General features: G+C 62.3%; 11 protein-coding genes. 7 read left to right on the plus strand and 4 right to left on the minus strand.

The features are described 5' to 3' along the window. Nucleotides 1-920 precede the first annotated feature (920 nt). The 4 genes from AC07VH_RS00195 to tssK are packed head-to-tail and all read right to left on the minus strand — an operon-like array spanning nucleotide 921 to nucleotide 7335. Complete coding sequence (locus AC07VH_RS00195; protein WP_475417290.1) at nucleotides 921-1358, minus strand: hypothetical protein; 438 nt, start codon at nucleotides 1356-1358, stop codon at nucleotides 921-923. Between the two features lie 50 nt (nucleotides 1359-1408). Continuing rightward, nucleotides 1409-5200: a type VI secretion system Vgr family protein gene (locus AC07VH_RS00200; protein ID WP_494789460.1), complete on the minus strand. Its 3792-nt coding sequence runs from the start codon at nucleotides 5198-5200 to the stop codon at nucleotides 1409-1411. Continuing rightward, nucleotides 5200-5979: a type IVB secretion system protein IcmH/DotU gene (gene icmH, locus AC07VH_RS00205; protein ID WP_475417288.1), complete on the minus strand. Its 780-nt coding sequence runs from the start codon at nucleotides 5977-5979 to the stop codon at nucleotides 5200-5202. The genes AC07VH_RS00200 and icmH overlap by 1 nt, the downstream gene beginning before the upstream one ends. A 9-nt stretch (nucleotides 5980-5988) precedes the next feature. After that, complete coding sequence (tssK, locus tag AC07VH_RS00210; protein WP_494789461.1) at nucleotides 5989-7335, minus strand: type VI secretion system baseplate subunit TssK; 1347 nt, start codon at nucleotides 7333-7335, stop codon at nucleotides 5989-5991. A gap of 355 nt (nucleotides 7336-7690) precedes the next feature. On the opposite strand from tssK, the gene AC07VH_RS00215 reads away from it, so the two are divergent. The 7 genes from AC07VH_RS00215 (at nucleotide 7691) to tssG (ending at nucleotide 14394) form a co-directional block, all read left to right on the plus strand. Next, nucleotides 7691-8266, plus strand: a complete 576-nt coding sequence (locus tag AC07VH_RS00215; RefSeq protein ID WP_475417286.1) for a tetratricopeptide repeat protein — start codon at nucleotides 7691-7693, stop codon at nucleotides 8264-8266. Between the two features lie 68 nt (nucleotides 8267-8334). Then, nucleotides 8335-8844 (plus strand): type VI secretion system contractile sheath small subunit, encoded by a 510-nt coding sequence (gene tssB, locus AC07VH_RS00220; RefSeq protein WP_070257339.1) that lies wholly within the window; start codon nucleotides 8335-8337, stop codon nucleotides 8842-8844. Between the two features lie 4 nt (nucleotides 8845-8848). Then, nucleotides 8849-10333 carry a type VI secretion system contractile sheath large subunit gene (gene tssC, locus AC07VH_RS00225; RefSeq protein WP_475417285.1) on the plus strand — a complete coding sequence of 495 codons (1485 nt, stop codon included), beginning with the start codon at nucleotides 8849-8851 and terminating at the stop codon, nucleotides 10331-10333. Between the two features lie 29 nt (nucleotides 10334-10362). Then, on the plus strand, nucleotides 10363-10854 hold the full coding sequence (locus AC07VH_RS00230; RefSeq protein WP_230506832.1) for an Hcp family type VI secretion system effector: 492 nt from the start codon (nucleotides 10363-10365) through the stop codon (nucleotides 10852-10854). A 146-nt stretch (nucleotides 10855-11000) separates the two neighbouring features. Continuing rightward, nucleotides 11001-11489, plus strand: coding sequence for a type VI secretion system baseplate subunit TssE (gene tssE / locus AC07VH_RS00235; protein ID WP_489627691.1), 489 nt, complete (start codon nucleotides 11001-11003; stop codon nucleotides 11487-11489). Between the two features lie 2 nt (nucleotides 11490-11491). Further along, nucleotides 11492-13336, plus strand: coding sequence for a type VI secretion system baseplate subunit TssF (gene tssF / locus AC07VH_RS00240; RefSeq protein ID WP_475417283.1), 1845 nt, complete (start codon nucleotides 11492-11494; stop codon nucleotides 13334-13336). After that, on the plus strand, nucleotides 13300-14394 hold the full coding sequence (gene tssG / locus AC07VH_RS00245; RefSeq protein ID WP_475417282.1) for a type VI secretion system baseplate subunit TssG: 1095 nt from the start codon (nucleotides 13300-13302) through the stop codon (nucleotides 14392-14394). The genes tssF and tssG overlap by 37 nt, the downstream gene beginning before the upstream one ends. Nucleotides 14395-14435 lie beyond the last annotated feature (41 nt).

Consider the following 14435-nt stretch of genomic DNA (forward strand, 5'->3'; position numbering starts at 1 on the left):
AAGGAGCCGGGGTCAGGTCCACCATTTGTACACGATCTCAGCTTTAGCCATCTCTTTTTCGGGCAAGTTGAGCTTTATTAAATGCCGATACGGCTCGACTGACTGTCTTGGTCGAGACGTGAAAAGCGGCGGCGATATGGGACATAGTAAAAGCGGTTGACAGATAAGCGCGTGCCATTGCCTCGTCTCTGTCGCTATAGCGGGCCTGATATTGCGCGAGTGACAGTGTGACTGCGCGCCGCTGCTGCCTTGGCGCATCTTTGAATGCATTGGACCGCTGCGATTGCTGATGTGCCGAAACGAAGGTGTCATCGCCCAGTAGCACTTGGTGGCAGGTGTGGGCGAGCGGACTAGTCTCGTCCATCCCGACCACGACAAACCGAGAATAGTTGGCGATCACCTCGTCGTGGGTCCCGGGGTCAGGTCCGCCATTTGTACACGATCTCAGCTTTGGCCGTCTCTTTTTTTGGCAAGTTGCGCTTTATTAAATGCCGATACGGCTCGACTGACTGTCTTGCTCGAGACGTGAAAAGCGGCGGCAGTGTGGAGCATGGTATAGGCCGTAGAAAGTTGTTGGGCCATATGTTTGTGAGATTGATTGTTCTCGCTAGTGAAGTACTGATCCCGTGTGGGTATTTCTGAGGGTATCGGCAACTGAATAACGTGGAAAACACTGAAAAATCAAGCGTTTAGCCAGCTCGTTGACAATCGAGTGGGAATAATCTCCCGTCCGGCACCGTAAGGTAACGCCGGGTCAATGCAACAGCTAATCCCCCTGATTTTTCAGGGGATTTTTTATGCGGGGCCGGAAAACTGTAGCGGCCGGCCAGCGAGTGATCGTACGGTGCGATCGTTTCCGTAGCGACGGCAGTTGCTGGTCGACGCGTATGCTTTACCGCACCATCCGCGCCAGCATGGTCTTACTCATCTTTTTCAAAGATGCGGATCTTCGCGCCGCCCTGGTAGTCCTGCAGTTCGGTTTCGCCATCGATGCGTATGTCGCCCTTCAAGATCACCTCTACGCTGATATCGACTTTGTCGATACGAAACGTTTCAATGTCGGTGGGGTGCACATCGATTTCCATGGAAACCGAGGCGCCTGGCGCAATCGTGGTGAATTGCGTTTTCAGCGCCGGATTGGCCAGGCCGCGGCGGGCGTAGGTGACGGCGCCCGTATCGGTATCGATGAATTTGACGATCGGGCCCGACTTGCGCAGGTAGTCGAGCGGAAAGCCGATATCGCGGCTGCCATCGTTACGGATGGTGACCAGTATGTCGATCGGCTTGCGCTGATAGACGCAGCCAGCGTTGCCCAGGCATTGCAGGGAAATGGAGAGGGGCGCGTGAGTGCTCGTCATGTTATTGGCTTTCAATGGTAGTGCCATCAGCATGGCATAGATAAGCAGTGTCAGACAATATCGCATCGTATCTTCCTGCCGATTTTTTTGCTCAGTAATTCCTGCGCTTCAATCGCGATATTCCAGCCGTGGCGTTTCAGGATCCGCGCGCCTTCCGCATACGACATGATCGATTGCGTCAGGTCTTCCGGCGAGGTGCCGTTGACGTGGCAAACGATGGGCTCGTCGAGCGTGCCGTCGGGCTTGAAATAGCGTACAGTTTCTTCGAACTCCGTGTACGAGTATTCGTCGGGCATGCCGACGCAATGCCCGAATTCATGCGCATACGTGGTCAGTGCCGTCGCCAGCGACACGTTCATGACGTCGCCGGTCACGTTTTCGCGGTCATAGCGCTTGTGGATCTGCAGCGTGTAGTGCTGATTTTCATCGACCCAGACGACGCGGAAAACCACGGGCAACACTTTTTGTCCGCATTGCGGATCATTGATTTCAAGCCGGAACTTGTTGTTCCAGTTGCCTTCGATGCCGGCCGTCGCGTTTTTCTGCGCCAGCGCCACCACGTTGGCGCGCTGCTTGACGCGCAGCGCCGCCGATTCCGTGCCCTTGTCGCTCTCTTCCAGCGCCTGGCCTGCGGCATCCAGTACCGTGATGGCCTTGAAACGCACTTCCACCACCACCGGACCGTCCGATTTTGCCGGTATGTACAGCTTGAACCAGATCTTGTCCCTGTATTTGTGTGGCGTGCCGTCGTGCTGGTAAGGCTGCGCATAGCGGCCATACGAGGGACCGGCGATTTCCTTTTCGTAGTCCTCGATCCAGCAGGCCGGCAGCTTGACGAGTACTTCCTTGCGGCGCTTGTTGTCCACCGGCGTGGTGCTGGAGTCGCCTGCCGGCTTGTATTTCGGTTCCGGCGGGGTGTTTGCCTTGGCCGCCGGCTGTCCTGGCGAACCTGGTACCGGCGCCGGCGCTGAAGAGGGGGCGGGTGCCGGTGCCGATGCCGAACCCTGGCCGCCCATCGTTTTCAGCAGCTCGATCACCAGCGCCTCGGCGGCGGCCGCTGCAATCACATGCGTCAAGCCCTTTTCGTCGGTCATGCCGCTCTCATAGCTGCCATCTTCGCGCTTGATGCGGTAGGGCTGGCGCGGCATCGGTTCGCCCGTGTCGCGGTCGCGCAGCACAAAGCCTTCATCGAACAGCTTGATGCGCGTATCGGGCAGTGCCGGCAGCACGCCGGCCGCGCTGGCGCCGCCGTTGAAGACGTGCTGGCCCCCCTTGACCGTGAAGTTGCCGGGGCAGGTGAACGTGATATTGCCGCCCTCTAAGGTGATCGACGATTGGCCGGCCTGCAGCGTGATCTTCTGGTTGGCCTTGATATCGATGCTGTCGTTGACCGAGATCACGGTAATGGCCTTGTCGGCCAGGATTTCGAGTTGCCCCGTATGCGCCTGCAGCGATACCGGGCCGTTGGCGGCGATCGCCTGGATGCCGCCGGAGTGGGTGAACAGCCCATGCGCACTGGCCGCCACGGAGGAAAAAGTGTGGCCGGCCGTCATGTGCAGGTCCGACTGCGAGGTCCATTGCAGCTGCTGCGCGGCAAACAGGACGGTCGAGCCGGGCGTGGCCCAGTTGATGCTGGCGGGCGCTTCCATCAGGACCAGGGGCTGGCCGAATTTTTCCACCGGCTGGTCGGTGGCCAGCTTGCGCTCGCCTGCGCTGGCCTTCAGCGCTTCCTGCCCGCCCACGCTGGCCTGGTATTTGCCGTCCTGCTGCGGGTCGATCTGCTTGATCAGGTCCAGCTGGGCCTGTTTCGCATCCTGGCTGAACAGGGCGGTTTGCTGTTGCGCGGCCTCGGCCAACGTCTTGTTCAGTTCGGCGGCGCCTTTCAGCTGTGCCAACGCTTCCGTGGTGTCGAGCTGGGTAGAGGCAATGCCCGCGCCCGTCTGGGAGCGGGCGGTAGTAGAGATGAGCACGCCTTCGCCGCCGCGCAGCACGGCCCAGGCGTCGGTGCGCAGTTCGAAGCCGCTGCCGCGGTAGCTGCCGCGCTGGGCCGTGCCCACGCCTTGCTGTACCAGGTAACCGAGGTTCAGCTGCGTGGACGCGCTGCTCGTCGCCAGGCGGGTGCGCAACTGGCCCGGCGTGTCGTCGATCACCCACTGGTTATAGCCGCCGCCATCGAAATTATGGCTGTGGATGCCAGAAATGACGCCGGCGTGGTTGACGTCCGAATCGACGCCGGCCGCGTACGGCGGCATGTCGTTGCCCGTATAGAGCTGGGCCACCACCAGCGGGCGGTCCATGTCGCCTTCGATGAAATCGACCAGGACTTCGGTGCCGATGCGCGGCGTAAACTGCGAGCCCCAGTTCGGGCCGGCCAGCGCTTCGGCCACGCGCACCCAGGTGCCTGAGGCTTCGTTGCCGGGCGCGTTGCCCTGTTGATCCGTGTTGTGCGTCATGCCGCCCGGATTGGCGGCGCTGCCCCGTTGCCAGGCGAACTGGATGCGTACCTGATGGTCGCGTCCGGTGGTGGCCACGCTGTCGGGCAGGCCGACCACCAGTGCCGTCTGCGGTCCCAGCGCGCTGCTGGCCTGGCGCGCGGCGGTGGCGCGCGGCACGATGGCCACGCTGGTGCGCACGCAGCCGAAGGTGTTGCGGTAGGTGCCGGCCTCGAGCTGTCCATCGAGCAGGCTGGCGACGTCGCCCAGGCTGGCTATTGTCGGCAGTTTCGACAGCACCGTCGTCAGCGCGCCGCTGGCCGGTCCCAGGTTGTTGCGTGCCCGGTGCTCGACCCACAGCACGGTGAACTGGTTGGCGCCACCGGGATAATGCTCGTGCTGCAGCAGGTCGAAGGCATGGCCGGCCGCCATGCGCCGCACCGCGCCAGCGCCCGTGAATTGCTTGTTCTCCAGCTCCAGCGCCTGCAGCATGCGCAGGCCGTGCGGATCGGCCGCCGTGCTGTCGGCGTGGCGCCGCTCGCCGGCGCCGTCGTACAGCGGCAGGGGCGGCAATTCGCCGGCCGCCAGGCTTGAGCTGTGTTCGGCGGCCGGCGCCGCCAGTTGCTGCGGGTCCCAGCTGCTGATGCCGACCGCGTTGGGCCGCACCTGGCGCCGCGCGCTGAAGCTGTCGATGGCGTCATCGGTATCGCTGGCGCGCATGCCGTGAAAGCGCAGGCCGGCCGCGCCCGGCGTCGCCGGCGCCACGGCCTTGCTGTCGAAAATCACCAGCTTGTGCTTGGCCTGCTGCGCGTCCTGCTGCGCCGCGCCATCCTGCTCGTGCTCGAAGCGCCAGCTCAGGCCTTCGAAGGCGAGCACGCGCGCCAGGAAGGCCAGGTCGCTTTCGCGGTATTGCGTCCAGACCGGACGCGGCGCCAGTTCCTGGCTGACATCGAATTCGAAGCGGACCTGCGGATAGTCGCCGAGCAGTTCCGTGATGAGGTCGCGCGCGTTCTTGTCCTGGAAGATATAGCTGTCGCGGCGCAGGTCCAGCAAGGCCAGGGCAGGTTCCAGGCGCAGCCGGTAGCGCGCCACGCCGCCGTCGGCGCCGGCAAAGGCGCAGTCGGTGCACAGTCCGTGCCAGGCGCGCCAGCCGCCGTCTGGCTGCAGCAGCTTGAGCGTGATTTCTTCGCCGAGAAAGCTGGCCAGGTCCAGGCTCGCCGCCGTGCTCAAGGCATCGACTTCGAAACGGAACAGCTCATTGACCGCCTCGCGGCCCGTCACCTGCTCGGCCATCAGCGATTCGGGCAGGTTCGATGCCTGCGCCGTGGTCAGCGTGATCAGCCGCGCATGCTGGGACAAGCCTGTGCCGAACGCGTCCAGGGCAGCTTCTGTCGTTGCCGGGCCGCTCATTACGGCAACGTGATGGTCAGGTTGGCCGTGCGCGGCGCCAGCTTGACGATATCGCTGTAGGCATTCATCTGGCGCTCCGTGTTCTTGGCAAGCATGGTGCGCAGGCCCAGATAGCCCAGTGCGCAGATTAGCGCGAATACCGAGCACAGCACCCATAGCGGCACGTCGTTGCGCAACTTGTGCGCGATCTGGTCGGGGCGTTCCGCATGCGGCGCGAAGCCGGCTTTCTTGCCCTTCATCTGGGCGATCTCGTCGCCCAGGCGGGCCGTCAGGTAGGCGAGTTTTTCCGAGCCTTCGAGGATGTACCGACCCTGGAAGCCGAGCAGCAGGCACATGTGGAACACTTCCAGCGCCTGCAGGTGGGCGCTGCCGCGCGCGCGCAGCGCCTCGAGACGGATGAAGAAGTTTTCGCCGGCCAGCTGGTCGCCGAACAGCACCAGCTGCAGCGGCCGGCGCGCCCAGTCGTCGCGGATGGCATACGGCGAGCGCAGGATGATTTCGTCGACAGCCGCGCAAAATGCGTACTTGGCGGCATCGATATCATCGGCCGAGGCGCCATGTTTTTTCGCCGCGTTGCCGAACTCGTCGAGAAACTGCGTCATTTTTCTGATGAAGTCGGCATTGTCTTGCGGGCCGCTGCCGTTCTTCAGCATGAACAGCGCGTAGAAACCGTCGTACATCAGGTCGCTCAGCGTATGTTCGGTGCCGGGGCCGGCCGGTACGCTCGATGCGTACGCGGCGGAGCCGCCGGACATCAGGGAGGGGGCGTTTGCATTCATCGTTTATCTTCAGGAAGTGATGGCGACAAGTTCAAGTTTCAGGTCCCGCATGCCGGACGGAACGTAGATCGAAATCGACTGGGCCTGCAACATGCGGTCGTACATCTGGCCCTTCGCTTCGATGGTGAAGTAATACGTATCGGGCCGTACCGGCACGGCCGCCGGCACCTGCGGCGTGTGCTGCAGGCGCACGCCGGGCAGGGCCGACAGCACGAATTTTTCCACGTCGTCCGGCGCGCCGATCTTGAAGCGCAGCGGTACCACGTCCACCAGTTCCACGCCCGGCATGTCGGCCGAGACGCCCAGGTAAAACGCGGTCTTGTCGTCGATCTTGCCCGAATCGAGCTTGCCGTGATGGTACGACGGCTTGACTTCGGTCAGCGCGATGGCGAAATACTTTGAGGAGATCACCGTGTCGAGCAGTTCGCGGATGATCGCGTGCAGGCGCGCGAACGATGGTCCCGGATCGGCGTGCTGGTAGGCCGGCAGGTCCGCCAGCGCATGGGTTTTCGAGAACGTCATCAGCGCGCCGGCCAGCGCCAGCAGCGCTTCGTACAGGCGCTCCGGATGCAGCGCCGGATGATGGAAATAATGGCTGAGCGAGGCGAACGCGGAACTGGCCGTGTGCAGCAGCCAGAACGAGGACATGTCGCCGGAACGAAATTCGATCACATTCTTGCTTGGCTCGCGGTGGTGGCCGTACAGGGCGTTCACCTTGGCCTGCAGCGCATCGATCAGGCGGCGCAGCTGCAGGAACAGCAGCGGCGAGCTGCGGATCGACAGGCTGGGCGGCACGAACGACGGGTCGGGCTCGAAGCCGCCGGTCGACAGGCGCCGCAGGCGCAGCAGGGGGAAATTCACATACGAATCGCGCGGCTCCGATTCGGCCACCAGGCGCAACGATTTTTGCAGGTAGGCCAGTTCGGCCTGCGCTGCATGGGTGTACAGGTCGGGCGTTTCCAGGTTGGCCTGGCCGTAGCGCGCCGCGCTGTTGGGCTGGCCAAGCGCGGCAAAGTTGCCGCCGAAATGCTTGAAGGCGGGCAGGGCGGCATAAAACGTGACGGTTTGCTGCGATTGCTGCAGCGTGCTCAAGTCCAGCGCGTCGGGCAACTCATCGGCGCCGGGCGCGTTGTAGATTTCGCCGTCCTGGAACACCAGCGACAGTTCCAGCAGCCGCAGGGTGTTATTGCTCAGCGCATCGCGGTCGATCTGCACGTGGTTGACACCCCAGGCGTAGGGGTGCAGCGCCTTGATGCTTTCGTGCAGGCGGTGCTCATGGTACCGGTCTTGCTGCTGGAAGTGCTGGGGACGCAGAAACAGGCCTTCACCCCATAACAATTTGCTTGTAATGCTCATCGATTGCCCTTTTGCCTGAGGAATAAAAGCGCGGAGAACGCTGCCGCTCCGGACTCTCCTGACGCGCGATCGCCGGCTTGCCGGCGCGGCCGATCATCCAATATTTACAACAAGAAACTATGTGCTTTTTTCGCAACTGCAACAACATTAACATTATCTGAAAGAAAGGTGCGTACGGTACGTTTTCCGCATGGATACTGCCTTTGCGGATGATTGGAATGTGAGATTTTGCGTATTTTCTATTGAACGGAGTCAATATTAAATCCGTGTTAGTCTCGCAAAAATAAGAATTTAGCAACTATAAATTGCAACCTTTTTTCATGACCGCGTCATTTTTTTTGAGGGAAATCAGACCATGTCTCGCCAATTCACCTGCCATTTTCTTGCTGCGCTTGCCTGCGCACTGACGCTCAGTGCCTGCAGCACCACTCCTGCCGTCAAGACGCCGCCGCCGCCTTCGCTCGACGAACTGATGGCAAAGGCGACCCAGGCTGCAGGTTCCGGCAACAACGAAGCGGCCATGGGTTTGTGGAAACAAGCGGCTGACGCATTTCCAGCCGACAAAAATCCGTGGGCCCGCATGGCGCAGACCCGCTATGAGGCAGGCCAGTACGGCGACGCCATCATCAATGCCCAGGAAGTGCTGGTGCGCGACCCGGCCGACAAGCTGGCCAACAGCGTCATTGCGATCAGCGGACTGCGCTTGTCGACGCGCGCCCTGGCCGACTTGAGCCGCCAGAACAACCTGTCCGGCCCGCTGCGCACCGAATCGCAGGATCTGGCCAAGCTGCTGCGCGAAAGCCTGGGCGAAACCGTGCTGGTGCCGGCGCCGGCCGCGCCGCCGGCGCGCGACAAGCCGGTGCGTCCGCCGCGCAAAGGGCAGGCCAAGGCGGCCGAAAGCAGCGCCAATCCCTTCGATGGATTGAAGTAAAACCGGGGCAGCAAAGCAGTTACCAGGGCATCGCCGATGCCGTCGATTATTCGTAAAGGAATGATGTCATGTCAAAAAAAGAAAGTGTTCAAAAACGCCTGCAAAAGGTCCGGCCGCCACGCGTGCAGATGACGTATGACGTGGAAATCGGCGATGCGATTGAAAACAAGGAGCTGCCCTTTGTGATGGGCGTCGTGGGCGACTTCGGCGGCAATTCCGAAGTCGAGCAAAAACGCCTGAAGGACCGCAAGTTCATCGGCATCGACCGCGACAATTTCGACGAGGTGCTCAAGGGGGTCGAGCCGCGCGCCGCGTTTGGCGTGTCGAACGAGCTCAGCGATGAAGGCGGCCAGCTGCGGGTGGACCTGCGCTTCAAGTCGCTCAACGACTTCCGTCCCGAGGCGGTGGTGGAACAGGTGGCGCCGCTGCGACGGCTGCTCGAAGCGCGCACCAAGCTGGCCGACCTGCGCAACAAATTGGCCGGCAACGACAAACTGGAAGACATCCTCAACGACGTGCTCAACAGCACCGAAAAGCTGGCCCAGCTGGAACAGCAATCCACCGCCAAGAAAGACTGATCCCATGTCCGCTCAACTGACCCCCACCTCCGGCGCCGCCGCGACTACCGATATCGGCTTGCTCGACCAGATCGTCGAACAAAGCAAGGTTGCCAAATCCAGCGTCGAGCATGCACGCGCCAAGGATCTGATTTCAGAACTGGTCAGCCAGGTGATGGAAGGCACCGTCGTGGTGTCGGATAACCTGGCGGCCACCATCGATGCGCGCGTTGCCGAACTGGACAGGCTCATTTCGCGGCAGCTCAGCGCCATCATGCATGCGCCCGAATTCCAGAAGCTGGAAAGCAGCTGGACCGGCCTGCATCACATGGTGGACAACACGCCCACCGGCACCAACCTGAAGATCAAGATGCTCAACGCCACCAAGCGCGAGCTGGTGCGCGATTTCCAGAGCGCGCTGGAATTCGACCAGTCGACCATGTTCAAGAAAGTGTATGAAGAAGAGTTCGGCACTTTCGGCGGCGCTCCGTTCGGCGCGCTGCTGGGCGACTTCGAATTCACGCGCCAGCCGGAAGACATGTATTTCCTCGAACAGATGTCGCATGTGGCCGCTGCAGCCCACGCGCCCTTCATTTCGGCCGCATCGCCCGAGCTGTTCGGTCTCGAAAGCTATGCCGACCTCGGCAAGCCACGCGACCTGGCCAAGGTCTTCGACACGGTCGAATACGCGAAGTGGAAGTCGTTCCGCGAATCGGAAGATGCGCGCTACGTCGGCCTCACGCTGCCGCGCTTCCTGGGACGTCTGCCGTTCAATCCGGCCGATGGCGCCACCGTCGACGGCTTCAATTTCGTCGAGGATGTCGACGGCACCGACCACCAGAAATACCTGTGGTGCAATGCCGCCTATGCCTTCGGCACGAAGCTGACGGCGGCCTTCGACGACTACGGCTGGTGCGCGGCGATCCGCGGCGTGGAAGGCGGCGGCCTGGTCGAAGACTTGCCGACCCATACCTTCAAGACGGACGAAGGCGAGGTGGCGCTGAAATGCCCGACCGAGATCGCCATTACCGACCGGCGCGAAAAGGAATTGAGCGACCTGGGTTTCATTTCGCTGGTGCATTGCAAGAACACGGATTACGCGGCGTTCTTCGGCGCGCAGTCGGCGCAGAAGGCGAAGAAATACAACACCGATTCGGCCAATGCCAATGCGGTGCTGTCGTCGCAGCTGCAATACATCTTTGCCGTCTCGCGCATCGCCCACTACATGAAGGCGATGATGCGCGACAAGATCGGCAGCTTTGCCGCCGCGTCCAACGTCGAAGAGTTCCTCAACCGCTGGCTGATGCAGTACGTGCTGCTCGACGATAACGCCAGCCAGGAGCAGAAGGCCCAGTTCCCCTTGCGCGAAGCATCGGTGCAGGTGTCGGAGGTGCCGGGGCGTCCGGGCGTCTACCGCGCCGTTTCCTTCTTGCGTCCCCATTTCCAGCTCGATGAGCTGTCCGTTTCACTCCGTTTGGTCGCGGAGCTGCCGCAATCGACCAAATCCTGATTTTTTCATCAACAACCGAAAGGAATGACATGGCAATCGACGTTTACTTGCAAATTGATGGTATCAAAGGCGAATCCACCGACACCTCCCATAAAGATTGGATCGAATGCAAGTCGGTTCAGTGGGAAGTGCTGCAGCCGAAGTCCGCCACCGCTTCGACGGGCGGCGGGCATACCGCCGAACGTACCGAGCACAAGGATATCGTGGTGGCCAAGCTGGCCGACCTCGCCACTCCGCTGCTGCTGCAAAATTGCTCATCCGGTAAAACGATCCCGAAAGCCAAGTTCGAATTCCTGCGCGCTGACGGCCAGGGCGAGCGCATCAAATACTTCGAGATCGAACTGGAAAACGTGCTGATCAGCAGCGTGGCGCCATCCGTCGCGCCTGGCGACATCCTCGGCGAGAACCTGTCGATCAAGTATTCCAAGGTCAAGTGGAAATACACGCAGCAAAAAGTCGGCGGTGGCTCCGGCGGCAATACCTCCGGCGGTTGGGACCTGTCGGCCAACAAGACGATTTGACCGACAACGGCCCTTGCCGGATGAGTCCGTTCCGGCCAGCCGCCGGCGGCGACTCCGGCTTGTGCCTGCGTGACTGACTCTGCCGAATCAAAGGGCCGCCGCAGGCCGCCCTTTTGTTCCTTCCTACTGCCAACCACAGGATACCGATGAAGGGTTTTACGCCGGGATTGTTCGACCGCCTGATGGACACGCCTGTTCTGGGCGCTTCCAGTAGTACCGTCTCACGCCTGTCGCTGGAAGATTTGAAAGACACCGTGGCGCGCGACCTGGAGGCGCTGCTCAACACGCGCACCGTGATACCGGAAGCGCTGCTGAAAAAATTTCCCGAATGCGGCCGTTCGATCGTCACCTATGGCCTCAATGATTTCGCCGGCCTGAGCTTGTCGAGTTCCGACGACCGCGCGTACATCTGCCAGTGCCTGGAAAAAGCCATCGCGCGCCATGAGCCGCGCCTGCGCAGTGTGCGCGCTTCGTTGGAAATCCAGGAAGGCTCGATCAACCGCCTCAATTTTGCGATTACCGCGCTGTTGGTGGTGCACTCGGCCCAGGAGCCCGTCAACTTCGACGCCATCCTGCAGCCGTCAAGCCTGCATTACACGATCAGCAAGGCGCGCCGTGCGGCGCAAGGAGCCTGAACTTGGAAGATTTGTTACCGTATTACGAACGCGAGCTGGGTTTCCTGCGCCGCTATTCGCGCGAGTTTTCCGAGCGCTATCCGAAGATCGCGGGACGGCTGCTGATCGGCGGCGAAGTCTGCGAAGACCCGCATATCGAGCGCATGATCCAGTCCTTCGCGCTGCTCAATTCGCGCATCTCGAAACGCCTCGATGACGATTATCCGGAATTTACCGAGGCGCTGTTCGAGGTGCTGTATCCGCATTACCTGCGGCCGTTTCCTTCGTGTTCGATCGCGCGCCTCGACTACAGCGGCGCGGCGGCGCAGCTGACGGCCGCGACCGAGATTGCGCGCGGCACCGAACTGGCGACGCGCCCCGTCAAGGGCGTCGCGTGCACCTTCCGCACCGCCTATCCCGTCACCGTGGCGCCGCTGGCGCTGACGCACGCGGCATTTTCCGCCATCATCGATGCGCCCGAGCAGATGCCACTGCCGCCAAACGCCACCTCCAGCGTCAGCATCGTCATCGAAGCGACCGCCGAACAGATCTCGCTGGCGCAGCTGGGCGTGGCGAAGCTGCGCGTGTTCATCGACGGCGAGCCGTCGTTTTGCGCGGCGCTGCGCGACGCGCTGTTCATGCGCACGGTCAAGGCCTATGTGGAAGCCGATGACAGCGGCCGCTGGAGCGCGCTGGCGCAGATCCCGGTCAGCACGGCCGGCTATGCCGAGGACGATGCGCTGATCCCGTTTTCCGCCCGTTCGCATCCGGCTTACCGGCTGTTGACGGAATACTTCTGCTTTCCCGAAAAATTCAATTTCTTCGACATCGACCTGGCCGCGCTGTGCGCGCCGCTGCCGTCCGGCTGCCGGCGCATCACGCTGCACCTGGCCCTGGCCGGCCTGCGCACCGATTCGAATACGGCGCGCATGCTGGGCACCATGTCGACGAACAACCTGCTGCTGGGCTGCACGCCGGTGGTCAACCTGTTCCGCCAGCGCGGCGAGCCGATCCGGCTGACGCACACGGCCGCCAGCTATCCGGTGCTGGCCGATGCGCGCCGCGCCTACGCCTTCGAGGTGCAGGCAATCGAGTCGGTGAAGCTGGTGCGCCAGACGCCGCAAGGGGAGTCGATCACCGAATTTCGCCCTTTCTATTCGCTGCGCCACGGCCAGACGCCCGCCAGGGACGGCCATTACTGGGTGATGCGGCGCGATGACACGATCAGCGAAAAAAGTCCCGGTTACGAGACCGAGATTTCCATCGTCGACATCGATTTCGACCCGGCCGCGATTGAAACGGACACCCTGAGCCTGGAGCTGAGCTGTACCAACCGCGACCTGCCGGCGCAACTCACCTACGGCCTGCGCGGCGGCGACCTGTTCCTGGAAGGCGGTTCCAGCGTGCGCAGCATCAGTTTCCTGCGCAAACCGACCGAGTCGCACCGCTTCGAGCGGGGCCGCGGCGCGCACTGGCGCCTGATCTCGCACCTGTCGCTGAACCATCTGTCGCTGTCGGGCAGCGGCCTGGAAGCGTTCCAGGAGATGCTGACCCTGTATGACTTGCCCCGTTCGGCGACCTCGCAACGGCAGATCAGCGGTATCGCGGCGATCGACCACAAGGCGGCCAATGCCTGGCTGCCCGGCAATCCCTTCGCCTGCCTGGTGCGCGGCATCGAAGTGCGGCTGACGCTCGACGAAGAAGCTTTTGTCGGCAGCGGCATCCATGCGTTTGCCCATATCGTCGAGTGTTTTCTCGGCCTGTACGTGCATGCCAACAGTTTCACGCAACTGGTGGTGCTGTCGAAAAAATCGGGAGAGGAGTTGTTGCGATGCAAACCACGCAGCGGCGATTTGAGCCTAGTGTAATCGAGCGCCTGTTCGCCGAGCCTTACCGCTTCCAGTACTTCCAGGCGGTGCGCTTGCTCGAACTCTGGCTGGCCCGCAACGGCATGGCGCGCGAAGGGGCGGTGGCCAATTTCCTGCGCTTTCAAAATTCGGTGTCGCTCAATTTCGCGCCCAGCCAGCTCGAAGCGGTGCAGGCCGAACCGCGCGAGCTGGGCGCGCTGGCGGGCGACATGCGCGCGCTGGGCGAGGCCGTGCGGCGCGCCGAACTGAAATACGTCCGCATCACGCCGGCCTTCATGGGTTTTCTCGGCGTGGCCGGCGCGCTGCCGGCCCATTACACGGAACGCATCGCCGCGCACCAGCTGTACGAAAAAGACGAGGGACCGCGCGCCTTTCTCGACACGTTTTCCAACCGCGCGCTGGCGCTGTTCTACGAAGCGTGGCGCAAGTACCGCCTGGAGCTCAAGTACCAGCTCGATGGCAAGGACAAGTTCCTGCCGCTGCTGCTGTCGCTGGCGGGACTGGGCCATGAGTCGCTGCGCCGGCGGCTGTACGACGATGGCGACGGCGTGCTCGACGAGTCCGTGGGATTTTTTGTCGCCGCCATGCGGCACCGGCCGCCATCGGCGGTGGCGATGGGGCAGGTATTGTCCGCGTATTTCGGCCAGCCGATCAAGGTGATCCAGTTCGTCGGCTGCTGGTACGACGTGCCGCGCGATCAGCAAAGCAGCCTGGGCGGCATGAACGCCATGCTGGGTTCGACCGCGCTGGTCGGCGCGCGCGTCTGGCAGCGCGATTTGCGCATGCGGCTGGTGGTCGGCCCGCTGGCACGCGTGCATTTCGACGCCTTCCTGCCGGGCGGCGCGGCGGCGCGCGCGCTGGAAAAAATGCTCACCCTGTTTACCGGCCTGTGCCTCGAATACGAAGTGCAGCTGGTGCTGCGCGCCGACGATGTGCATGGCGTCACGCTGGAGCAGCCGCGCAGCGGCGGGCGGCTGGGCTGGGACAGTTTCCTGATCACCGCCGGCGCCGCGCAGGACCGCGGCGACGTGCGCTACGAACTGCATGCGCTGGCATGAAGCATCTTTCTTTTTTCATTCGTTTCCACACAAGGACCTTC

The organism is Janthinobacterium sp. GW821-FHT03C10 (assembly GCF_059420865.1).